The organism is Camelimonas sp. ID_303_24, assembly GCF_053543495.1.
Genome location: NZ_JBLLJM010000020.1, coordinates 39055 through 62212, shown reverse-complemented (window position 1 = coordinate 62212; position 23158 = coordinate 39055). Strand labels below are relative to the sequence as shown.

Genomic DNA, 23158 nt, shown 5'->3' with positions numbered 1-23158 from the left:
CTGCGCATCCGGTCGCATGTTTCCGGCTCGCGGATCGAAGAATCGCCAGCCGCCGCCGGCGCGACATCCGGCGAATTCTCAACAGACCCAGGCCCGGCCGCCCGGCAGCGCCCGCCTGCATTTCGCGCGCCGGCGCGGCGCGGGCCGCGCGGGATATTCCCCCATGGGCCAAACCAGGCAATGCTGCCTGGATGATGACCAGAAATGCCCCAACGATCCCCACCGCCCCCGCCAGCGCGTCGCTGCCAGAGGCGGCTGACCTTGTCGCAGCCTGGCGGGACGCCGGCTACGCAAAATGGTTCAACCGCGACGACGCCTTCGACGCGATGTTGCGCGAGCGCTTCGGCGAGGCCCAGGCCGCGGCGGCGCGCGGCCTGCTCGACAGCTGGCAGGCAACGCCGGAAGGCGCCCTCGCCCTCGTGCTGCTGCTCGACCAGGTTCCGCGCAACATCCACCGCAGCACGCCGGCGGCCTTCGCCACCGACCCGGCGGCGCGGCGCGTCGCCGCCGCCAGCCTGGAGCGCGGCGATGACGCCAGGGTCGCGCCGGAACTGCGCAGCTTCTTCTATCTGCCGTTCATGCACTCGGAAGAGCTGGCTGACCAGAAGCGGTGCGTCGCCCTCTACCAGGCGCTCGGCAACGCCGACAGCCTGCGTTACGCGGAAGAACATCACGACATCGTCGCCCGTTTCGGCCGCTTCCCCCATCGCAACCGCATCCTGGGACGCGAGACGACGGAGGAAGAGCAGGCCTATCTCGAAGCCGGCGGCTTTACCGGCGGGCAGTAAACCCGCCGGAACCCCTTCGAAACCAGGCCTCCCAGGTCCAGCCCAATGGAGTCCAGCCCGCTAAAGCTCAACCCCTGACGTTCAGCCCCTGGACGTTCAGCCCTTGGCCGAGCCGCGCGACAGGGCGGCGACGCCGGTGCGGGCCACTTCAACGACGCCGGTTTCAGCCATCACGCGAATGAAGCGGTCAACCTCGTCGATGGCGCCGGTGAACTCGAAGATGAACGAGTTCAGCGTGGCGTCGAGGGTGCGGGCGCCGAAGGCCTGGGCAAGACGCAGGGCCTCCACCCGGTGCTCGCCGCGACCAGCCACCTTCACCAGCGCCAGTTCGCGCTCCACGGCCTCGCCGCTGGCGGTGAGGTCGTCAACGCGGTGCACCGGCACCAGACGGTCGAGCTGCGCCATGATCTGGGCGATCGCCGCATCATCGCCGGAGGTGACGATGGTGATGCGCGACAGGTGTTCCTCGTGCTCGGTCTCCGAGACGGTGAGGCTCTCGATATTGTAGCCGCGCCCCGAGAACAGGCCGGCGATGCGGGCAAGAACGCCCGGTTCGTTGTCGACAATCACCGCCAGGGTGTGGCGGACGATTTTCGGGGCGGCCGGCGCGTCGGAATAGTGCGATTTCATCAGGTGTACCCAGTCTTTGGCATTGCCCGGCAACGGCCTTCCATGGCCGGCGGCAGTCATCGTTTCAAACAAAAGACGCGCATCAGAAGCGTGCGACCAGCGTCTCGTCGATTGTGTCGTAGTCGGGAATGCCCGGCTCCTTCAGTCCCGCAGCGCGCCATTCCTGAAAGGCCGGCAGCGCCAGAACCGCATCCATGTAGGCGCGGCAGACGTCGTCGACAGGAATGGAGTAGCCGTCGAGCCGGCAGACCACCGGCGCATACATGGCGTCGGCGGCGGTGAAGGCGCCGAACAGGAACGGCCCCGAGCCCGCATGCTGTTCGCGCAAGCCCCGCCAGATGGCGCAGACCCGGGCCACGGCCGCGTCGACAGCCTCGCCCCGGTCGCGGGCGGCGAACCGCATGCCGAGGTTCATCGGGCAGGCCATGCGCAGGGCCTGGAAGCCGGAGTGCATCTCCGCCGAAACCGAGCGGGCGACGGCGCGGGCCGCCGGATCGGACGGCCACAGGCCAGCGTCCGGAAACCGTTCGGCGACATATTCGATGATCGCCAGCGAATCCCACACCGTGAGATCGCCATCCCGCAGCACCGGCACGACGCCGGAAGGCGAATGCCTGGCGATGTCCGCCCTGGTTTCCGGCTGGCGCAGGATGATGACCTGCTCATCGAACGCTACGCCGGCGACGCGCATGGCGAGCCATGGACGCAGCGACCACGACGAGTAGCGCTTGCTGGCGACGATCAGCTTCATGTCCACATCCTCCTGGTCCCGAATCCTGCCTGGTCCAGCAATTCGGCCTGGCCACGCAACTTCCGGCCCGTGAACGCCGCAGCCGGGCCTCCGGCGCGCCAGCTTCAGGCGAAGCGGGACCGCCCCGCCCGAAGCAGCATGCGTCAGACGAGCATCTTGCCGGCTTCGTCGATCACCGAGCCAATGTCGGTGGCGGCGTCGCCGAGGATCATCTCGTTGTGCGCCTTGCCCGACGGAATCATCGGGAAGCAGTTTTCCATCTTGTCGACGATGCAGTCGAAGATCACCGGACGGTCGGTGTTGATCATCTGCAGGATCGCCGCGTCGAGCTCCTTCGGATCGCTGCAGCGGATGCCAACGCCGCCATAGGCCTCGGCCAGCTTCACGAAGTCCGGCAGGGCCTCCGAATAGCTTTCCGAATAACGGCCGCCATGCAGCAGTTCCTGCCACTGGCGCACCATGCCCATGTACTCGTTGTTGAGGATGAAGATCTTCACCGGCAGCCGGTGCTGCAGCGCCGTCGACATCTCCTGCATGTTCATCAGGATCGACGCTTCGCCCGCCACGTCGATCACCAGCGCATCCGGATGGGCCATCTGCACGCCGATGGCGGCGGGCAGGCCGTAGCCCATGGTGCCGAGGCCGCCAGAGGTCATCCAGCGGTTCGGCTCCTCGAACTTCAGGAACTGCGCCGCCCACATCTGGTGCTGGCCCACCTCGGTGGTGAAGTAGACGTCGCGGTCCTTCGTCAGCTCCTGCAGACGCTGCAGGGCGTACTGCGGCTTAATGGTCAGATCCGAGTTGTGGTAGGCGAAGCCATTGCGGGCGCGCCAGGCGTCGATCTGCTTCCACCAGCCTTCCAGGGCCGCCTTGTCGGCGCGGGCGCCGGACGAGCGGAATAGACGCACCATGTCCTCAAGCACGTGGGCGCAGTCGCCGATGATCGGCACGTCGACCTTGACGTTCTTGTTGATCGACGAAGGGTCGATGTCGATGTGGATCTTCTTCGACCCCGGCGAGAAGGCGTCCAGACGGCCGGTGATGCGGTCGTCGAACCGGGCGCCGACGCAGATCATCAGATCGCAGTCATGCATGGCCATATTGGCCTCATAGGCGCCGTGCATGCCCAGCATGCCCAGGAACTGGTTGTCCGAGGCCGGGTATGCGCCAAGGCCCATCAGCGTCGACGTGACGGGGAAGCCGGTCAGACGCACCAGCTCGCGCAGCAGCGCGGAGGCCTCGCGACCGGAATTGATGACGCCGCCGCCGGTGTAGAAGATGGGCTTCTTCGCCTCGCCCATCATTTTCACCGCGGTGCGGATCGCCTCCAGATCGCCCTTCACCTTCGGACGGTAGGTCTTGTGCTGGTTGTCGCGCGGCCGCTCATAGCTGCCGGAGGCAAACTGGATGTCCTTCGGAATATCAACAACCACAGGACCGGGGCGCCCGTTCGACGCCACGTAGAAGGCCTCGTGCAGGATGCGCGGCAGGTCCTCAATGCGCTTCACCAGATAGTTGTGCTTGGCGCAGTGGCGGGTGATGCCGACCGTGTCGCACTCCTGGAAGGCGTCCGAGCCAATCAGATGCGTCGGCACCTGGCCGGTGATGCAGACCAGCGGAATCGAATCCAGCAGGGCGTCGGCGAGACCGGTCACGGCGTTGGTGGCGCCGGGGCCGGAGGTGACCAGCACGCAGCCGACCTTGCCGGTGGAGCGGGCGTAGCCCTCGGCGGCGTGCACGGCGCCCTGCTCATGGCGGACAAGAACGTGACGCACCTTTTCCTGGTGGAACATGGCGTCATAGATCGGCAGCACGGCGCCGCCTGGATAGCCGAAGATGTGCTCGACGCCCTGATCCTGGAGGGCGCGAATGACCATTTCGGCGCCGGTCATTGTCTCGCTCATGGTTCTTCTCCCGTCTCCGCCCGCTGTGTGCGTCCGGCGCGCGGCCGGTGCAACAGCATTTTCATGTCGCCGGCATGGCGCAGCCGGCTGGAGCCTGTCCTGTCGCATGGACCGCTGATGGAGCCGGTCTGCTTCAGGCAACAAAAAAGGGCCCCGAGGGACCCTGCATGCGCCATCAGCGGACCTGCGGTTGTCACCGCTCCGTCGATGGCGCCTCACATACGATAAGAATAGCGCGCATTGCGCCTCACTCCTGTTTCGATAGTGGCGGGACGCTAGCGGATGCGAAGGAAGGCGTCAACGACAATTTCGACAGCCAATCGCAAGCGGCGATGACAATTCAGAACGCGCGCCGGCAACCCGTTCACGCCGCGCACGCGGCCTCCATAGAGCGTCTGCTCTCCAGCGTTGCTGGCGTCATCGTCAGATCGCTTCACACTACGTGCGGCGTGATCCAGCGCATGCCGAATGCAAACCGGAGATTGCCATATGTTGGCCACGCCGCCGCGCCTCGACCACGCCCCGTTCTACGACGCCGTGAGCAAAGGGGAGTTTCCGGCAGCCCACGACTTCATGCAGCGGCGCTATATCGCGCCGTTCCGCTACGGGAATCCATTGCGGACGATCCCGATATTCAGGGGCGTTTCATCCCGGCAGTGGGACGCCATCCAGGCCGCCGGCCTGAGGGGTGGAGCCGCCGCACCCTCCCCTGAGAGGCGGGCGTCACGACCGGACATTGCGTCAGGCAGCCTGAAGCGTCCCACCGTCCTGTTCGGAGAGCCCTCACCTCACCAACACGACGTCGACGATCTCCCGGAGGATCAGGCCGCCGACATGTTCCGCACAATCATCAGCTGCCGGACCGACGAATACGGCAGGGTGGTGGGAGAAGTGAGGATTACCTGCTGGAGAACCGGCGGGGACGGGCGGCCGGCGGCGGCGAGCCGGCGAGCGTCATGGTCGGATCACGACCCGATCGATCTTCCCGCCGGCGCGACGGGCCATCACGCCATATCTGGCGCGCCCGGCAGAAACGCCGGCCGGGTGAAGCAAGACGATCTGCCCGATGGAACAGGCCTTCGCCAGATCACGGGAGAGGGCCCCGTAAGGGACGGGATCCGCGACATGGACGAGCTCATTCTCATTTCCTGAGGCAACGATCTCAAGGCGACGGCCCGGGGTCCCCAGTGCGCGCTGGCCCCGAACAGCAAGGAATGTCTCATGGCTGAATGGTGGCGACGACCAACGCCCTACCTGCTTCATCCGGAAGATCCGGAAGATCCGCCAGACATCGCCCCGCTCCGCAATGACCAGCATATCCAGGGCATTGTGCAACCCGTTAACCCGAACCCGCCGCCCAACCCCGACTTTCCGTGGGACATCCCGCCGATACCTCGCCCCAGATTGCGTCTGCAAGGCCGCGTCCCCACACCAGCTCCTCGCCTTCGCGGCGCGAACAGGCGGCTCACTCCCCCCCAACCACTTCCCAGGACCGTGCGCCTATGGGCAGAACCCCCGCCAGCCTCCCACACCATGAGAAACCCCACTGGCGCGGGGGCGGCGGAGGTCGCCGATCTCCCCATCGCGGCTGTGGCGCGCCCGACGCCGGTCCCGGCGCCGCGCATGCGCTCACTGGCGCCGCGGAACGGAAACGGTCAGGGAGAGAGCTCCGGTCAGGCCTGGGGAGCAACGGCGGCGCCAGCCCAGCCGGGCCGCGTGCGCCCTCCAGCCATCGGCGCCGGCCGCGACCCGGCGCCCGTCGCTGACGCGGGCGCGGGAGGCGGGGCCGCGCCCAACGATACGCTGGAAAATTTACTGGCCGACCTGGATGATCTCACAAGATATTTCGGCGCCATTTGACCCATCAACTGGCGGTATCCGCCAGAGGAGCCGGAGACAAAATCGCTAAATTGCGGCGCTGAACGACGGCGCAATCATTGTCGCTCACCAAAACAGCGGCCATCCGACCTGCGAGCTGGCTGGCCAATCGAGGCTACCGGCGCACAAAATGGCGCCCGCATCATCCCGCGAAAAGAGTTTGATCATGTTTCCCCGAGCGGAGGTGCAGCAACGGCCCCCTGCCCGCGCGACGTCAGCGCTTCGGCCTGACGCGGGCAACGGCGCCCCGCTCAAGGTCCCGTCTGCCCGGATCAACGATCCCCGCGTTTCCATGGCATGCACGTCGTCCGGGCGCTCATGGCGCATGATGCGGATACGCGCCGCGTGATGATGCCTGGTCGCAGACAAAGGGTTCAGCACGATGCCAGCGGATTTGGTCTGTTCACCCACTTCCTCAAGCCATTTACAGCGGGCTCGCAGAGCTTCGCTGCACACCCGAAGTCACGTCCCGGTTCAGGTTGCCAGCCGCCAGCCCGCTCCCGCCATCCGGATGCCCGGCGCGCCCGCGCGTTCAGGCGGCCGCGCGGCTTCGTGACGCAACAGATTCGCCCCAACCTTTCAGCAGGGCGCGGCGCGCCAGCAGCAGGAAGCCGAATGGGAGATGCCTGTCATACGCGCGCTCAGGATCCCGGCCTGGCGCCAACCTCTGGAACTTCCCCGCCCCCCAACGCGCAACCGCCAACTCCAGCCGGGCGTCGCGTGGACGCCATGCCGATGAGGCGGAAGTCATGAAACCCGACGGCCCCTGGTTCCGCGCATACCGGAACAAAGCCGGCTTTCTGGTCACAGAAATATAAAGGCCATGCTTCAGACCGCCACCCACGTCCAGCCCGCCATCTGGTGGCGGAACCAGGTGAACTGGCGCTTGGCGTAATGGCGGGTATCGGCTTTGCCGCGCGTCACCGCATCTTCCCGCGTGGCCGCGCCGCGCAGCCAGGCCGTCAGGCCCGGAACGCCGTGGGCGCGCATCACCGGCAGCGCCGGATCGAGACCGCGCGCCGCAAGACGCTCCACCTCCTCCACCGCCCCCAGTTGCATCATCTGGTCGAAGCGCGCGTCGATGCGCCCATACAGCGTCGCCCGCTCCGGCGCCAGAAACAGCCGCTGGGTCCGCGCCCCGGCCAGCGGCCCTGGAACGCGCTGCTCCTGAAACGTCGCCAGGGAGCGGCCGGTCGCCTCCACCACCTCCAGCGCCCGCAGGATGCGTTGACGGTCGCCGGGCCTGAGCCGGCCGGCCATCAGCGGATCGCGCGCTGCAAGGCGTGCATGCAAGGCGTCGCCAGCCAATGTTTCAGCTTCAGCGCGCAGGGCGGCGCGCAACGCCGGCGGCGTGGGCGGGATATCCGACAACCCCTCCAGCAGCGCCCGGAAATACAGGCCGGTGCCGCCAACGAAGATGGGCGTCAGGGCAAGATCGCGGGCCCGCTGCAACTCCTGCCCCGCCGCCGCCAGCCAGCGCGCCACGGAGAAATTCTCCGCCCCGTCGATGACGCCATAAAGGCGGTGCGGCGCGGCCTGTTCATCAGCGGCGGACGGGCGGGCGGTGAGCGTATGCAGGTCGCGGTAAATCTGCATGGAATCAGCGTTGATGACCACGCCGTTCAGCCGCCGGGCCATGTCGATGGCCAATGCGGACTTGCCGGATGCGGTCGGGCCTGCGATGAGAACCGCGTCCACGGGTTCGCCGGGCAAGATCACGTCCGCGAGGGCCTTCCGTTCCGGTTCTTCCACGATAGCAGCCACGCGCCATGTCCCTTGCAACTCACCAGACCGAAGCTTCTGTCGCGACCCTGGTCGCAAGTCCAGCCCTCGCCGGCTCCGGCCTGCTGGCGGCCCACGGCCCCGCCAGCCTCGTCCCCCGGCTGAAGATGCTGGCGGCGTCGCTGGCCAGCGGCCCGGTGCTGACCAGCGAGCTGGCGGAAAACCGCGCCATCGACCTGATCTTTTCCTCGCCGGCGCCGGCCGATCTGATCGAGGCGCAGCTTCGCGCCCTGATCGACGAGGCCCATGCGCCGGTGGACATCATTGTCCAGCCGCTCGCCGGCCGCCGCAAGCAGCTGTTCCTCGCCGACATGGACTCCACCATGATCGGCCAGGAGTGCATTGACGAGCTGGCGGATTTCGTCGGCCTGAAGCCGCAGGTTTCGGATATCACCGAGCGGGCCATGCGCGGCGAACTGGCGTTCGAGCCAGCCCTGCGCGAGCGCGTCGCCCTGCTGAAGGGCCTCGATCTTTCCGTGGTCGACGCCATCGTCGCCGACCGGCTGATCCTGACGCCCGGCGGCCGCGAACTGGTGATGACCATGCGCGCCAATGGCGCCCATACCTGTCTCGTCTCCGGCGGCTTCACCGTGTTTACCGGGCCGATCAGCGAGAAGATCGGCTTTCACGAGCACCACTCCAACACGCTTGCACACGCGGGCGGCAAGCTCACCGGCGTGGTGATCGATCCCATTCTGGGCCGCGAGGCCAAGAAGGCGACGTTGCTGCGCCTGCGCGAGGAGCTGAAGCTGTCGCCTGAGGCCGTGATGGCGGTGGGCGACGGCGCCAACGATCTCGACATGCTGCAGGAGGCGGGGCTCGGCGTCGCCTATTACGCCAAGCCGGCGGTGGCCGCCGCCGCCAGCGCCCGCATCAACCATACGGATCTGGCCACTTTGCTGTTCGCGCAGGGTTATCGCGAGGAAGAATTCGTGCGCTGACGCCGGAACCTGGTGGGCCTGGCCCATCGGGCGCCTGGACGGCGGAACAAAAAAGCCGGGTCCTTGCGGACCCGGCTTTCATTTTTCCTGCCGTCTGACATGACGGCCGCGACGGAACCAGGGCTGGCCCGGGCGCGCCAGGCCAGCCATATGCCCGTCCTTACTCGATGGGCAGCGCCACGAAGCGGACGTCGCCGCGCGGATTGGCGACCAGCAGCAGGGCGGACTTCTTGCCGTCCTTTTTCAGGGCGTCGATGCGCTTTGTCACGTCGGCCGGGGACGCCACCTGCTCCTGATTCACTTCGACGATGGTGTCGCCAGGCTGCAGGCGCTTCTCGGCAGCGCGGGAGTCGGGGTCAACGCGGATGACCAGCGCGCCCTTGACATCGTCCTTGATGTTGAAGCGGCTGCGGCCTTCCGACGTCAGCGGAGCCAGGTCAAGGCCGAGGGTCTTGCTGACGGTTGGCTTGGCGACGCCAGGCACGTTCTCACCGCGCGCGGCCATTTCCTTCTCGCCATCCTCAAGACGGCCAAGCTTGATCTTCAGCGTGACTTCCTTGCCCTTGCGGACAACGACCACGTCGGTTTCCTTGCCGACGGGCGAGAACGACACGATGCGCGGCAGCTCACGGCTGTCCTTCACGTCCTGACCATCAAAGCGAATGATCACGTCGCCCACCTGCATGCCAGCTGGCTTCGCCGGGCCCTTCTCGTCGATGCCGGCAACCAGGGCGCCGCGCGCCTTGCCGAGGCCAAGCGCCTCAGCCGTCGCGTCGTCGACGTTCTGGATGCGCACGCCGAGCCAGCCGCGCCGGGTTTCGCCGAACTTCTGCAGCTGCTCGATCACCGGCGCGGCCAGCGACGACGGCACGGAGAAGCCGATGCCGACCGAACCGCCGCTGGGCGACAGGATGGCGGTGTTGATGCCGACCACCTCGCCGGCCATGTTGAACAGCGGACCGCCGGAATTGCCCTTGTTGATGGCCGCGTCGGTCTGGATGTAGCTGTCGTAGGGGCCCTGATCGATATTGCGGTTGATGGCGGAGACGATGCCGGCTGAAACCGAGCCGCCGAGGCCGAACGGGTTGCCGATGGCCAGCACCCACTCACCAATGCGCATCTTGCTGGAATCGCCGAACTTCACGGCGGTCAGCTTCGTCGCGCCCGGCTTGACCCGCAGCACGGCGAGGTCGAGCTTGGAATCCTTGCCGACGATCTCGGCCTTCATCTTGGTGCCGTCGTTGAGGATCACCTCAACGTCATTGGCGTCGCCAATCACGTGATTGTTGGTGACGACCACGCCGGCAGCGTCGATGATGAAACCGGAGCCGAGCGAGCTGGACTTGCGCTGGCGACGCGGACCCTCGCCAGGGCCGCCCGGCCCGCCGGGACCGCCGCGCCGGTTGAAGAACTCCTCGAACAGGTCCTCAAACGGCGTGCCGCGCGGGATCTGCGGCAGCATGCGGTCCTTGCCCTGCTCCACCGTGGTCGTCGCCGAGATATTGACGACGGCGTTGGTGACCTGATCGGCAAGATCCTCGAACCCGGCAGGCCCGCGGGCCTGCGCCGGGGCGGCGCCAAACGCCAGCCCGAGCGCCAGCGCCGCGGCCGCCATGATGTTGAATCCAGCAAACTTCATAAATCCTCCTTGCCCGCGCACGCGCGCCGCAACAGGTCGGTTTGGGAGACGAAGGACGCGGGTCCAGCGCCAGCACGATCATGCATCAGAATCAGAAATGTCCGGGCAGCACAATCTACCCCCGAGAAAGCCAAATGATGGCGACGCCAACAACCGCGGCGACAACGCCCGCCATGCGCAGGCGCTCCCCAGGCGTTTTGAGAATTTCGGCGGCCATCCGGCGGGAAAAGTCCGGAACGCAGGCCATCAACAGGCCTTCAATGGCCAATAGCAGGCCAAAGGCAACGACGAGATCAGTCACGACGCGGCCTCTCTGGCGCATTCATTGCGGCTTGCACAACCATTTGGGCCTGCACAACCACCTGACAGGGCGCAGGGGGCCGAAGCCCCCTGAACGGGTTGTAAAAGTGCGCTTCCGGGGCGCTCAGGGACGCGCTGGAGCGCCTGTCTGTGGCTGCCCTGGAGCCGCCGCGGCCGGATTGTGGAAGTAGCGGAAGAACTCCGAATCCGGCGACAGCACCATGCGCGTGTCACTGCCCTTCAGCGAGCCCTCATACGCCTGCATGGAGCGGAAGAAAGAGAAGAACGACGGGTCCTTGCTGTAAGCCCCCGCCAGGATGCGGTTGCGATCAGCGTCGCCCTGGCCGCGCAGTTCCTCGCTCTTGCGGTTGGCCTCGGCCAGCAGCACCGTGACGGCGCGATCCGCATTGGCGCGAATACCTTGGGCGATCTGCGAACCCTGGGCGCGGATATCCGCGGCCTCGCGCTCACGCTCGGTCTTCATGCGCTGGAACACCGCCTCGCTGTTCTGCTCGGGCAGATCCACCCGGCGCAGGCGCACGTCCACCACCTCGATGCCGAGGCTGGCTGCCTGACGGTTCACCTCCGTACGGATGCGCTTCATCAGCCGGTCGCGCTCATCCTTGACGATGGCAGTGAAGGTCGCCTCCGCCAGCACGGAGCGGGTGGTAGCGTTGACGATCGGCGTCAGCCGCTGGTTGGCGCCCGGAATAGTGCGGACGGTCTGGTAGAACAGCAGCGGATTGACGACGCGATAACGGGTGAACGTGTCAACGACCAGACGCTTCTGGTCAGCGGCGATGACTTCCTGCACCGGCAGGTCGAGATCCAGCACCCGCCGGTCGATATAAACAACGTTCTCGATGAACGGAATCTTGAAGTGAAGGCCGGGCTGCTTGATGACGGCGCGGACGCGGCCCAGCTGCAGCACAAGAGCTTCCTGGGTTTGGCCAACGGTGAAAGCGCCCGCATAGAGCGCAAGGACGGCAAGGATGGCGACAATTACGCCGACGGGCTTGAGGATATTGCTCATCGTGCAGCCTCCCCATCGGCAGCCACGCCCTGGCGACGCTGCAACTGGTCAAGCGGCAGATAAGGCACGACGCCCTGCCCACCCTTCTGGTCGATGATGACCTTGTCGGAATCCTTCAGCACGTTTTCCATGGTTTCGAGATACATGCGCTCGCGGATGATCGCCGGCGCCTTGCGATACTGTTCGTAGACAGAATTGAAACGCGCCGCCTGGCCTTCCGCGTCATTAATTGAACGCTCGCGGTAGCCTTCAGCCTGCTGCACGACGCTGATCGCCTTGCCGCGCGCCTCAGGCACAATGCGGCTGGCGTAGGTCTCGGCCTCGTTCCGCATACGGTCCTGGTCCTGCCGCGCGGCCTGAACGTCCCGGAAAGCGTCGATGACCTGCTGCGGCGGATCGACCCGCTGCAGGTTGACCTGTTCAATCACCACGCCAGCGCCATAGCTATTCAGGGTCTCCTGCATGAACTTGCGGACGTCGTCCTGAATGGCGCCGCGATCCGAGGTCAGGATGGCCTGGATGTTGCGGCGACCGACGATTTCACGCATGGCGCTCTCGGCGACGACGCGAATGGTGCCATCCGGGTTCTGCAGGTTGAACTGGTAGTCATGGGCCTGGGCGGGGTTAATCGTCCACTGCACCTCAAAGCTGATGTCGACGATGTTCTCGTCACCGGTCAGCATCAGGCCTTCCTCGGTTACAGGGCGCTGCTGCAAGCGGCTGCGAGAATTGTCGGTGGTGCGCATGCCGATTTCAATGGTGCGGCGGTTCGTGACGTCGAGGCGGATAACCTGACCGATCGGCCACGGGAAGTTGTAACGCAGGCCTTCGCCGGTCTGGCCTACATATTTGCCGAACACCAGATTGAGGCCAACCTGGTTGGGCGTGACCTGATAGAAGCCGGTAAGCATCCAGAGCGCGATGGCGCCAAGGCCAGCCAGCAGAATGGTGCGTGCACTGGGCCCGCCGCTCTGTCCGCCAGGGAAGACGCTTTTCAGCCGGTCCTGGCCGCGACGCAGCAAATCCTCAAGGTCGGGCGGACCGCCAGGATTCTTCTGTGGCCCCTGTCCCCAGGGTCCCTGGTTGCGCGGCCCCCAGGGGCCTCCGCCACCGCCATTGCCGCCGCTACCGCCGCCGCCACTCTGATTGCTCCAAGGCATCGATCTGTCATTCCCCTTTCAAAGCGCGCCGGTTCCGCATTTTCTCCCGCCCCGCCAGGCCGGCGGGCAGAAGCACAGAGCGGTTTTCATGTGTCTGGAGCAGGTTCGCATCGGCCTGACGCGGAAGTCCTGCCGGAACATGCTTCTGGCGCCGGGCGCAGATCCCTTCGCCGCCATGCTTTTTACGTCTGCTTTTGTTGGTTGCCCACGCGCGCCTGTCAACCAGGGCAGATAGTCATTGAATCCTTGCGGCACAATGCATGGAGCGGTTTTTTGGCATGGAGCGGTTTTTTGGCGCGTGGCGGATTTTTGGCGTGGGCGGATTTTGCCGCGACGCGGCTTTTGACCCGGAGGCGCCTTCTGGAGACCGCCGCCGAAGGCGGCGCCCGTCAGCCAGGACGGCGGGAAAGGTCGATGAAGGCGAACGGCCGCTCGTCCTCCGGCCCCGCCGGGTGCGCCTCGCGCCAGGTCTCGACGAAAGCATCGCGCCAGGCGCCGGTCGGCCCGCCAGGGAAAAAGGCGTCCGCCTCCGGCGCGTCCTGCACCAGGGTGAGGTGAACGCGGGCGGCCATCGGCAGGGTCGCCGCATAAATCTGCGCCCCGCCCACCACCATGGCGCTATCGACCCCGCGCCGCGCCGCGCAAACGCCCGCCAGTTCAAGCGCGCCGGCAAGATCGTGCGCGACCAGCACGCCTTCCGGCGCGAACGCCGCATCGCGGCTGAGCACGATTGTGTCGCGGCCCGGCAGCGGCCGGCCGATCGAATCCCAGGTCTTGCGCCCCATGACCAGCGGATGGCCCATGGTGAGCGCCCGGAAGCGGCGCATGTCGGCGCGCAGCTTCCAGATCAGCGCGTTATCGCGACCGATGGCGCCGTTTTCGCCCATGGCGACCACCAGAACCAGTTGCAACGATGCGCCCATGGACATGGCTCCGCCTGATCGAAAAGGGGCCGCGTCGCCGTGGCGCGCGGCATGAATATATGGCTGCGAATGATGGCCGTTCGCGGATGGCCAGAACAATCCCGGCCATCCACGCCCTCACAGGCGCCGCCTTCACGTCTGCGCGACGATCAGTGCTCGTGATTGCCGTGACCATGGTCATGGCCCGCCCCGGCCGGGGGCTTGCCAGGACCTGGCGCGCCCGCCGCTTCCACCGGCAGGCTCACCGCCACATCCCCAGCGTCGCGGAAGGTCAGCACGCCCTGGATGGCGTCGCCCTGCCTGAGCTGCTTCTTCAGCCCCATCAACATCAGGTGCAGGCCGCCGGGACGCAGTTCGACAGACCCGCCAGCGGGAATCTCCAGCCCCTGCTCCAGATGGCGCATGCGCATGACGCCGTCGGTCATGGTCATGTCATGCACCTCAACCCGGTCGGCCACATCGAACCGGCCGCCAAGCAGCACATCGCCCTTCGGGCCGCCGTTGGCGATCGCCACATAGGCTCCAGCCACCTTCGCGCCATTGGGCGTGGCGCGGGTCCAGCCGCCGGAGGCGGTGAGTTGACGGGCGCTGGCAGCCTGGGAACCCGAAACCGGGGAACTGGCGGCGCCCTGTCCCGCTGTCTTCAGCGCCAGCGCTGGCGCCGGCGACTTCAGGTCATGGGCGTTCTGGCCCGTCGCCGGAACCTGCGTCCAGTCAAACGACCCCTTTTCGCACTCCTGATAGACCGGGAAATACAGCTTGCCGTCCTGAGCTGCTGCGTCCGGCTGGATGCGCGCCATGAACTCGAAATCGTCGAACATGTGGTCCGGCAGGGCGGAGCCCTTCCAGGTGATGGTTTTGACCCCTTCCGTCACCTTCTTGCCGTGGATCTCGAAGGGTTTGGCATAGGGCGCCCAGGTCGTCTCGATCAGCCAGCCATATTTGGCCCTGGGCCGCACCGCGACAACGCCATCGGGAATGGTAACGCGCACCAGCCGCGTTGGCGTACCCTCGCAGCCATGGCCGATGCGCACCGCGCCGCGCCAGTTGGCCCCGGCGCTGGCCTCAGGCGGCGTCAGCACGGCATGGGCCGATGCGGCGCTGGCGAAGCCCGCGGCGAGAAGGCCTCCAGCAAGCAGCCGCGCCAACGGCGAAACACAAGCCCGCCAGCTGATCGGAGAGCGTGAAATCATTGGGTCTGTCATGAAATGTGCCTGTCATTATCCGGTAACGAAGGGCGTGGGCTTCAACCTCACGCCGCCTGCGCGATTGCCGGATGAACCGGCGGCGCCCGGGGACGGGCGGAAGGGCGCGCCAGGGCCGCCGATGCGCTGGACAGATCAGCGATAACAGGGGTCGTGAGGCGGGCGAATTCTGGCGCGCGGGGCAGCGCAATGGGCGCCGCCCGCGTGACGGGGGGGCCGCCGATGGCGGCGAGACAGCAGCATGAGGCCCGAGCGCCGCCGGCGGGGGGGGCGTCGCCAGCGGGATGGGGGTCGGCAGGTTTTGCGCCGGCCGCGCTGACGCCGTCGACGCCACACAGTATCTGGGAAACGCCTGGCGCGCCGTGGGCGACGCCCGCCCCCATCAGCAACGGCTGCAGAGCAAGCGCATAGGCCAGAACCAGCGCGAACAGGGCCCGCACCCGCCGGTGGCCGGCAGTTCCAGACGCTCGTTCCAGGGTTGACCTGCGGCCCCTCACGGCGACGACCTCACACCGCGACTGGCGCGCGGATCAGCGGATGAGGGTCGTATCCCTCCAGCCGCACATCCTCATACCGGAAGGCGAAAATGTCGCGCACCTGCGGATTGAGCCAGAGCTTCGGCAGCGGGCGCGGCGCGCGCGACAGCTGCTCCTTCGCCTGCTCCACATGGTTCAGATAGAGATGGACGTCGCCAAAGCTGTGAACGAAATCGCCTGGCTGCAGGTCACAGGCCTGGGCGATCAGATGAGTCAGCAGGGCGTAGCTGGCGATATTGAACGGCACGCCGAGGAACACGTCGGCGGAGCGCTGGTAAAGCTGGCACGACAGGCGGCCATTGGCGACGTAGAACTGGAACAGGGTGTGGCACGGCGGCAGGGCAACGCGGTCCTGCTGCTCCGGGTCCCAGCCAGTGACGATCAGCCGGCGGCTGTCCGGGTTACGACGGATTTCCCTGATCAGCCATGTGATCTGGTCGACGCCGTCCTGGGCGAAGGAGCCGTCCGGCAGTTCGGTTGCACCGAAATTGCGCCAGGCGTGGCCATAAACCGGGCCAAGATCGCCAGGCTGGCGGCCGAACCTGGCGCACTGCTCCGGCGTCGCCCATTCATCCCAGATGCTGACGCCGTTTTCCTGCAGGTAGCGCACATGGGTGTCGCCGGAGAGAAACCAGATCAGTTCATGGGCGATGGAGCGGAAATGCACCCGCTTGGTGGTGAGCAGGGGAAAACCGTCGGCCAGATTGAAGCGCATCTGGTGGCCGAACAGGGACAGCACGCCCGTGCCGGTGCGGTCGCCCTTGCGCGCGCCTTCGGCGAGAATCCGGTTGAGCAGGTCAAGATAGCTTTGCATCGCGCTGTCCGTTGGGGCCGGAACGGACTCAAAACCACGACGGCCTTTCCGGGCGGCGCAGCATAGGCGCCGCCCCCTCCGGCGGCAAGTATCGGCGCCCAAGCGCGTTTGTCCTGTCGGGAAAACGCTTCGCAAATGCATGCGATGTCGCCGACGCATGGCGGAAAAGCCACACAGACGCGGGTTTCCCACCGCTGCCCACAGCATCCCTGGCCCTGAAGGCGCCTGTGTTGCGCTTGCCCCTTTCCGACCGGGGCGCCACGCCCTATATTCATCTCGCCGTCGCAAGACGGATATGGCGATAAATGGTCATCGGAATAAGCCTTTCGGACCCGGGGGCGGTACCCGGCGCCTCCACCAAAACCCGGCTTCCACCGGGCTTTGGCGGGGGCGAAACAGGATCGACGAGGGTGTAAAGGGTGTACTTTTGCCCGGCATGGTTCCGCCGTTATCGGGCCGTTGCAATAGTTGCCAACGACAACTTTGCTGAGGTCCGCGCGGCCGCGTAAGCGGTTGAGCATCCTCGACTCAAGCCCTTGCGGTTAGCCCCGTAAGGCGGGGCCCGGAGGCGCCTGGCAACAGAAGCCTCCACCTGATTTGCGGCGCGCGGGGCTCCATGTCGAAAGATCACATCCGCTACGATCTCCTTGTCCAGAACGCGCTCAAAGGCGTCGTTCGCAAGGTGCTGACCGACGCCAGCCGGGAAGGCCTGCCGCCAGAGCACCATTTCTACGTCTCGTTTCGCACCAATTTTTCCGGCGTGAAGATCTCCAGCCGCCTGCGGGAAAAATACCCGGAGGAGATGACCATTGTCCTTCAGCACCAGTTCTGGGACCTGACGGTCAATGACAACCTGTTTGAGGTTGGGCTGTCGTTCTCCGGCATTCCGGAGCGGTTGACGGTGCCGTTTGACGCCATCAGCGGCTTCTACGATCCGTCGGTGGAGTTCGGCCTCAAGTTCGAGGTGAAGGACGACGAGCCCGCCGACAAGGCTGGCGAGAAAGACGCGGGCGGGAACGGGGCGTCAACAGGCGAAACCGCCTCTGCGCCCCGCCAGTTCACGCCGCGCTCACTGCGCGAACGCGCCGCCGCCCAGGATGGCGCCGAAGCAGAAGCCGCCGGCGACAGCAAAGGCAAAGGGGACGGCAAAGGCGACGCGACGGCAAAAGAACGCGCGGCGGACGCCTCCGCGAATGACGCGCCGGCTGAAGCCAGCGAAGCCGCCAGCGCCGACGCCGATGCGTCCGCTGCGGACAAGGAAGAGCTGGAAACCGCAGGCGCGCCAGCTTCCGGCGGCGCCCAGGTCGTCAGCCTCGACGCCTTCCGCAAAAAGCACTGACGCGGCCGGCGCCCGCACGGCGCCGCTGGTAATTTCTGGCGCCTTCTGATGCGCCAGAGCCAGACCGCGCCGCGCCAGACAATGCCCGCACCAGTTGCGGGCATTTGTGTTTTGTGAGCCATTGTTCCTTACGGAAGCATCGCCCCGGGAATGTCGCCGCTTTGCCGGGGCCGGCTTCTGGCGCACGAAGCAACGGCCACTCCGCAACGGATTTGCTGTGCCGGCGCTGCTCCGGCGTTTTGTCTGAAGGTGAGCGACATGAAGCTGTTTTATGCCCCCGGCGCCTGCTCCATTGGCATTCACGCTTTGCTGGAGGAAACCGGCAAGCCCTATGAGGCCCTGCGTCTGAACCTGTCGGAAGGCGACCAGCGCAAGCCGGAATATGCGGCGGTGAACCCCAAGGGCAAGGTGCCGGCGCTGGTGCGCGACGATGGCCGTCTGCTGACCGAATTCGCCGCCATTGCCTGGTGGATCGGCCTCGCCAATCCGGAGCTCAAGCTCATTCCCCAAGGCATCGACGCCCAGGCCCAGGCGCTGTCGACGCTCAGCTACATCACCGGCACGGTGCATCCGCAGGGCTTCACCCGCATGTTCCGTCCCAATTATTTCACGCCGCATGAGGCGGAATACGACGCCATCCGCGCCCTCGGCGCCGAAAACGTCAACAAGGGCCTCGCCATTCTTTCGCGGGAGCTGGGCGACAGGGAATATGTGGCGGGAGACCTTTCCGTTGCCGACTACGCCCTGTTCTATGTCGCCTGGTGGAAAGTCTTCCGCCTGAAAGAAGAGCTGCCGGCCAATCTCGCCGCCCATTACGCCCGCATGCTGGCGCGCCCGGCGGTGCAGCGGGCCCTGGCGGCGGAAGGCTTCGGCTCCTGACAGGCCGCGAGGCGGGCCCGGAAACGGCGCATTCCGCCTCAACGCACTGCTTGCGCCAACCACCATAAGTTGCAGGGGCGCCTCGTCATCCATTTATTTGACGCAATTTCACTGGCACAGTGGAGCCAGCCGGCTGAGGCGTTGCGCGGAAGCGTTTCCGGCGACGCCGGCCGCCATGTTTCGTGATGAAGCCGTTTTGGCTCCCCATGACAGGAGGCGGGTGATGGGCGACGTCATCAATCTGCGCCAGGCGCGCAAACAGCGGGCGCGTCAGGACAAGGATGCGGAGGCGGCGCGCAACCGGACGACGTTCGGCCGCAGCAAGACGGAAAAGCAACGTGACCAGAGCGTCGCGGATCTGGCCGAACGACGGCTGGAAGGCCACCGGCTGACGCCCGTGACGGTGGATGACGACGGGAAAACGCCGGCTTGAACGCGCGCCCCGCCGGTGTGGTCAAACGCTCCATCGTCATCGCCGGACACAGCACCAGCGTCTCGCTGGAAGAGGCGTTCTGGCAGGCGTTGCGCGACATCGCCGCGGCGCGCGGCTGCCCCGTGGCGCGGCTTGTCGTCGAAATCGACCAGACCCGCGCCGGCGAGAACCTGTCATCCGCCATCCGGGTGTTCGTGCTCAACGAAGCGTTAAAGCGGGGGCTGGCCGCGCCGGAATAGCTGCGCGACCCCAATGCGTCACACGTCTTCAGCTCTGGTTCACGGGGCCCGACGAAACCGGGATTTGACGAAGTTTGGGCGGCGCGCTGGTTTGGGCCCGCCGTTCCCGGTGCATGGCCTCACTGAAACCGCGGCGTCGGCGTCGGCGTGAACGGCAGGGCGGCAGGCGGTTTTGGCTGCCCCTGGGGACGCGCCGGAGCAAGGGCCGGACGCGGCGGCGGCAAAGGCGCGGCTGGCGCTGGCGCATCCTTTGCCGCGCCGGCCCCAGAGCGGGGCGGCGCGTCCTGCTGGCGCGCCTCATCAGCCTGACGCTCCTCCTGCGCGGCTCTTTCTTTCTGCGCGTCGCTTTCTTTTTGCGCGTCGCTTTCTTGCCGCCGGCGCCGCTCGGCCTCCTCCAGCCGGCGCGCCTCCGCTTTCCAGGCCTCCACCCGGCGCAATTCGTCGTCGAGCCGGATGGCGGCCAGGCCGGTTTGCAACGCCGCCACATCCACCGTCCGCGTCGGCTCCGTCAGGGGTCCCCGCCAGTGCAGGACAAGGGCTGGCGGCGCGCCCTTCCAGCGCGGCGGAGCGGAGAGCGACGCCAGCCGGGCGACGGCGTCCAGACGCAACGCCCGCAGATCAACCGTCACCTCGGCGTCGAGACTGCCGGCGCCATCGGCGAGCGGCGGCGGATCAATCCTGATAATCCCGCCAGCCGCGACAATCGGGGCTTTCGCCTCAGCGACCCTGAACGAAGCCCGCGCCAGTTCGCGCTGGGTTGTCTGCAACAGCCTGGCCGCATCAAGCCCGGTGGGGTCTCCCGCCAGGCTGTCGACCACAGCGCCTGGCGCCGTCGGCGCAGCCTGCCACAACCGGCCGTCGCGCAGGCGGATTTCACCATTGCCAGCGAGATTGGCGACGAGGGCCGCCGGGCTCTCCCCCGAAGCGCCAAGACGCAGATCAACATCGGCAACGCCCTGCACCTGGCCGACGCCCCACCCCGCCAGAGGCGCGCCGGTGAGGCGAAGGTCAGCCGCCACGGCAGCCGCAGCGCCCTGGCGGCGCAGCAGCAGGGTTCCGGCAAGCCTGCCGCCAGCGGATGCAGGCGTGGACGCCGCACCGGACGTCAACATGGGCGTCGACAGCGCCGCCGGCTGCAAGGCCATGCGCACGCCATCGACAACGGATGCAACGCCCAGATTGGCGTCGGCCACGATAAAGCCCGCCCCCAGATCGAGCCGCCGCGCCTTCAGCGACATCTCCATGGCGCGCGGCGCGCCGGTCGCCGGATCCGTTAGCGAAACCGGCGCCGGGGCGAACCGCCGTGACGGCCATGGGCCATCGCCTTGCGGCGCGTCGGGCGGAGCTTCACCCAGCGCCAGGGCGCCGGCAAGCGCCGGCAGGGACAGGGTTTCCAGATTAAGCTGCGCCGCCAGCCCGCTGTCGCCGGATGCGCTGTCTCCCAGGGGGCTGAGCATGCCGGATAGCGGAGCGTCGCCGCTGCGGCCCTGGAAGGCGAGGCTCCAGCCAGGCCCACGCCCCTGCTCCTGCTCTTGTGCTGCATGGCCCCAGTTAAAGCGGCCCTCCAGTTTCAGGGGCGCGGCGGTCGGGCGCGGCCAGCCAAGCGATCTGGCCAAACTGGCGGCGTCATCGGTTGCCAGGGCAAGGCGCGCGCCGCCAGCATCAGGCGTTATGGTCAGCCGCGCTCCTGCGGCCTGAGCCTCAACGGCGGCGCGCACAGCGCCGTTTTCCGGCCTCAGATTGACGGCCACCCGCCACGCCCCCTGCCCCGCCGGTGGATCGGCAAGGGCGAAGCCAGCCGGGGCCAGCAGACGCAATGGCGTCGCCGCGTCGCCGCCAGACAAGGTAATCTGGCCGCCGCTCAGGCTGACGGCGCGGCCGGGCGCAGGCGGCGCCAACGCCAGCCGGCCCATGGCCACGCCGGCCGAAGTGACGTCGCCATTGAAGCGGAACAGCGCGCCGCCGCCTGGCTGCGGCTCGGCGCCAAAACTGATCTGCACCGGGCGCGCCAGCGCGGGATTGCGCAACGCCCGTTGCAACCAGGCGGGACCGCCAACGCCCAGGCGATCAGCCAGAGCGGCCAGCGACGCCATGCCAGGCGCGCGAACCTCACCGGCCAGCGGCTTGCCCGCTCCACTCAGGCTGCCGGCTGCGGTCATGTCGACGCCGCCGAGATTGCGGACATCAAGCAGCGCCACATCCACGTCAGCGCCGGCGCGGCTGGCGCGCAGGCGCACGGCCCCGACCGGGCCGGTGGCGCCCAGCCGCAAGCGCTCGCCAGTGAATGTCAGGGAACCTTCCGGCTGGCGCGCTCCGGCGTCGCCCGACCATCCCGCCAGCAGGCCCTGCGCCAGCGGCAGATCGGCAAGGTCGAGGCCGCGCGCGGCGAACTGCGCGTCGAAACGCGGCGGCGCGCGCAGGTCTCCGGCCCGGCTGGCGAACAGGCCGGAAAGCTCACCGTCGGCCACTGTCAGTTGCAGGCCATGCACCGACAGGCTTTCGCGCGATGCGCCGGCCTGCCCCGACAGCGTCAGGCTTTTCTGCCGGCCAACCCAGCCGGCCAGATCGCCCGGCGCGCCCAGCCGGCGCAGCCATGCCGCCAACAGGGCCGGCTGGCTGGTTTCCAGACGCGGCGACAGCGTGATGAACGGGCGCGGCGCCACGCGTGCGTCGCCAGCCAGTTCCAGCACAGCGCCCGGCAGCGCGATGCGGCCACCGCTTAACGTGAGCACGCCGGCGACCAGACGCGCCTCCAGTTGCGCGGGCCCGGTTTCCTCCTCGCCCCACGCCAGGGCGTCAATGGACAGGCGGGCTGACAGCCCAGGCGACGGCGCAAGCCTGGCAAGCTCCTCAACCACGGCCATGACGCTGGCGAACGCATCGTCGCTATCCGCGCCATGCAAACCGGCGAGATCAAGACGGCGCGCCTTCAGATCAAGCGCCAGATTGCCGGCGCCCCCCAAAGCGCCTGCGCCGCTTCCCTCAAGGCGCACCGGCGCCAGCGGGTTGCCGATGTCGATGCGGATCTGGCTGGCGTCCAGCGCCTCGCCAGCCAGGCTGATATCGGCGGTGAGGCTGGCGCGGGACGCGTCTTCCGGCCCGGTTTCAGCCGCGCCCTGCTGCAGCAGGCGGCTCAGGGAGAGACGGCCGGCCAGGCCCCACTCCCTGCCGGATGCGGCGTCGGGCCATAACGCCCGGCCGTCAAATTCCGCGCGTCCGCCCTGGTTTTGGCCAAGCGAGGCGCGCAGGCGCAGCGCGCCGTCACGCTCCAGTTCGCCAGTGGCCAGGCTGAACGGCGCGTCATCCGCCACGCCGTTGATGCGCCATGGCCCGGACAGCGCCGCCGCCTGCACCTGGGCGCTGATCCCCTGTCGCCGGAACAGCAGCGCGCCACGGCGATCAACGACGGTGAGCACGCCATTGCTGATGCGCAAGGCATCGAGGGCGGGCGCAATCGCCGGGCCGGAACGCCGCGCACTGGGCGCGGGCGGCCAGACGAGGCGCAGCGCCGGCCGGTCAACGACAGCGTCGGCGATCTGCCATTTGCCGCCCAGCAGCGGCGTCAGCGCCAGTTCAACCCGCAGATTTCCGGTGGTCAGCAGCGGCGGGGCGGCGCCTGGAGCATTGCGGGCATCCCCCGCCCCCATTTCTGCCCCCACCCCAGTCTCAGCCGGAGGCGGCGCATCGCGGACTTCCGCGCCCTCCAGTTGCAGCACGGGCGACGGCAGCAGGCGCAGGCTGACGGCGCCGCGGGTCCGCACGTCCAACCCGAGCGCTTCCCCCAGCGCCGCATCGATGCGGTCGCGCTGGCTGGTCCAGTCAATGAAGTGCGGTCCGGCGAGCGCGACAACAAGGATCGCGATCAACGCTACGGCCAGCACTGTCAGGAAGTCGCGCAACGCTGCTCCCCATCATGCAAAACGTCGGGCTGGCAAGGCTGGTTTGCCGCGCCGCCCACAAGCCGGCGCAGCCCAGGCGCCCAGG

Annotated in this window: 20 protein-coding genes and 1 other RNA gene; 8 read left to right on the top strand and 13 right to left on the bottom strand. The window is 67.3% G+C overall.

Features of this window, described 5'->3' with window-relative positions:
* The first annotated feature begins 194 nt into the window (after positions 1-194).
* A complete protein-coding gene (locus ACERNI_RS15490; RefSeq protein WP_448834170.1) occupies positions 195-788 on the top strand; it encodes a DUF924 family protein in 594 nt (197 codons plus the stop codon).
* A gap of 96 nt (positions 789-884) precedes the next feature.
* Here ACERNI_RS15490 and ilvN read toward each other — a convergent pair whose 3' ends face one another.
* The 3 genes from ilvN to ACERNI_RS15475 form a co-directional block, all read right to left on the bottom strand.
* Positions 885-1418, bottom strand: a complete 534-nt coding sequence (gene ilvN / locus ACERNI_RS15485) for an acetolactate synthase small subunit (protein WP_448834152.1) — start codon at positions 1416-1418, stop codon at positions 885-887.
* Between the two features lie 82 nt (positions 1419-1500).
* The gene (locus tag ACERNI_RS15480) at positions 1501-2169 is read right to left on the bottom strand and encodes a glutathione S-transferase family protein (RefSeq protein WP_448834151.1); all 669 of its coding nucleotides are present in this window, start codon (positions 2167-2169) and stop codon (positions 1501-1503) included.
* A gap of 143 nt (positions 2170-2312) precedes the next feature.
* A complete protein-coding gene (locus ACERNI_RS15475) occupies positions 2313-4073 on the bottom strand; it encodes an acetolactate synthase 3 large subunit (RefSeq protein ID WP_448834150.1) in 1761 nt (586 codons plus the stop codon).
* Positions 4074-4562: 489 nt separating this feature from the next.
* On the opposite strand from ACERNI_RS15475, the gene ACERNI_RS15470 reads away from it, so the two are divergent.
* Positions 4563-5225 (top strand): hypothetical protein, encoded by a 663-nt coding sequence (locus ACERNI_RS15470; protein ID WP_448834149.1) that lies wholly within the window; start codon positions 4563-4565, stop codon positions 5223-5225.
* A gap of 1554 nt (positions 5226-6779) precedes the next feature.
* Here the strand turns inward: ACERNI_RS15470 and miaA are convergent.
* Positions 6780-7670 carry a tRNA (adenosine(37)-N6)-dimethylallyltransferase MiaA gene (gene miaA, locus ACERNI_RS15465; protein ID WP_448834169.1) on the bottom strand — a complete coding sequence of 297 codons (891 nt, stop codon included), beginning with the start codon at positions 7668-7670 and terminating at the stop codon, positions 6780-6782.
* A gap of 50 nt (positions 7671-7720) precedes the next feature.
* Here miaA and serB point away from each other — a divergent pair, with 50 nt between their 5' ends.
* The gene (gene serB, locus ACERNI_RS15460) at positions 7721-8674 is read left to right on the top strand and encodes a phosphoserine phosphatase SerB (RefSeq protein WP_448834148.1); all 954 of its coding nucleotides are present in this window, start codon (positions 7721-7723) and stop codon (positions 8672-8674) included.
* Between the two features lie 160 nt (positions 8675-8834).
* On the opposite strand, the gene ACERNI_RS15455 is transcribed toward serB, so the two are convergent.
* The 8 genes from ACERNI_RS15455 to ACERNI_RS15420 all read right to left on the bottom strand — a co-directional run bounded on the left by ACERNI_RS15455 (position 8835) and on the right by ACERNI_RS15420 (position 16284).
* Positions 8835-10313, bottom strand: a complete 1479-nt coding sequence (locus tag ACERNI_RS15455) for a Do family serine endopeptidase (RefSeq protein WP_191320149.1) — start codon at positions 10311-10313, stop codon at positions 8835-8837.
* Between the two features lie 115 nt (positions 10314-10428).
* A complete protein-coding gene (locus ACERNI_RS15450; RefSeq protein ID WP_448834147.1) occupies positions 10429-10635 on the bottom strand; it encodes a DUF2065 family protein in 207 nt (68 codons plus the stop codon).
* A gap of 102 nt (positions 10636-10737) precedes the next feature.
* Positions 10738-11646, bottom strand: a complete 909-nt coding sequence (gene hflC / locus ACERNI_RS15445) for a protease modulator HflC (protein ID WP_448834146.1) — start codon at positions 11644-11646, stop codon at positions 10738-10740.
* Positions 11643-12806 carry an FtsH protease activity modulator HflK gene (gene hflK / locus ACERNI_RS15440; protein WP_448834145.1) on the bottom strand — a complete coding sequence of 388 codons (1164 nt, stop codon included), beginning with the start codon at positions 12804-12806 and terminating at the stop codon, positions 11643-11645. The genes hflC and hflK overlap by 4 nt, the downstream gene beginning before the upstream one ends.
* 389 nt (positions 12807-13195) lie before the next feature.
* A complete protein-coding gene (locus ACERNI_RS15435; protein ID WP_448834144.1) occupies positions 13196-13735 on the bottom strand; it encodes a dihydrofolate reductase in 540 nt (179 codons plus the stop codon).
* A gap of 143 nt (positions 13736-13878) precedes the next feature.
* Positions 13879-14877 (bottom strand): DUF1775 domain-containing protein, encoded by a 999-nt coding sequence (locus ACERNI_RS15430; RefSeq protein ID WP_448834143.1) that lies wholly within the window; start codon positions 14875-14877, stop codon positions 13879-13881.
* A 104-nt stretch (positions 14878-14981) separates the two neighbouring features.
* A complete protein-coding gene (locus ACERNI_RS15425) occupies positions 14982-15374 on the bottom strand; it encodes a DUF2946 family protein (RefSeq protein ID WP_448834142.1) in 393 nt (130 codons plus the stop codon).
* Positions 15375-15441: 67 nt separating this feature from the next.
* The gene (locus tag ACERNI_RS15420; protein WP_448834141.1) at positions 15442-16284 is read right to left on the bottom strand and encodes a thymidylate synthase; all 843 of its coding nucleotides are present in this window, start codon (positions 16282-16284) and stop codon (positions 15442-15444) included.
* 239 nt (positions 16285-16523) lie between these two features.
* Here ACERNI_RS15420 and ssrA point away from each other — a divergent pair.
* The 5 genes from ssrA to ACERNI_RS15395 all read left to right on the top strand — a co-directional run bounded on the left by ssrA (position 16524) and on the right by ACERNI_RS15395 (position 19174).
* Positions 16524-16877, top strand: a transfer-messenger RNA (tmRNA) gene (gene ssrA, locus ACERNI_RS15415).
* A 23-nt stretch (positions 16878-16900) separates the two neighbouring features.
* Positions 16901-17623, top strand: coding sequence for an SspB family protein (locus ACERNI_RS15410; RefSeq protein WP_448834140.1), 723 nt, complete (start codon positions 16901-16903; stop codon positions 17621-17623).
* A 258-nt stretch (positions 17624-17881) separates the two neighbouring features.
* Complete coding sequence (locus ACERNI_RS15405) at positions 17882-18502, top strand: glutathione S-transferase family protein (RefSeq protein WP_448834139.1); 621 nt, start codon at positions 17882-17884, stop codon at positions 18500-18502.
* A gap of 223 nt (positions 18503-18725) precedes the next feature.
* Positions 18726-18935 (top strand): DUF4169 family protein, encoded by a 210-nt coding sequence (locus ACERNI_RS15400; protein WP_448834138.1) that lies wholly within the window; start codon positions 18726-18728, stop codon positions 18933-18935.
* Positions 18932-19174: a ribbon-helix-helix domain-containing protein gene (locus ACERNI_RS15395; protein ID WP_448834137.1), complete on the top strand. Its 243-nt coding sequence runs from the start codon at positions 18932-18934 to the stop codon at positions 19172-19174. Before ACERNI_RS15400 ends, ACERNI_RS15395 begins: the two co-directional genes overlap by 4 nt.
* Before the next feature lie 119 nt (positions 19175-19293).
* Here ACERNI_RS15395 and ACERNI_RS15390 read toward each other — a convergent pair whose 3' ends face one another.
* Positions 19294-23073: a hypothetical protein gene (locus ACERNI_RS15390; RefSeq protein ID WP_448834136.1), complete on the bottom strand. Its 3780-nt coding sequence runs from the start codon at positions 23071-23073 to the stop codon at positions 19294-19296.
* Positions 23074-23158: the final 85 nt, after the last annotated feature.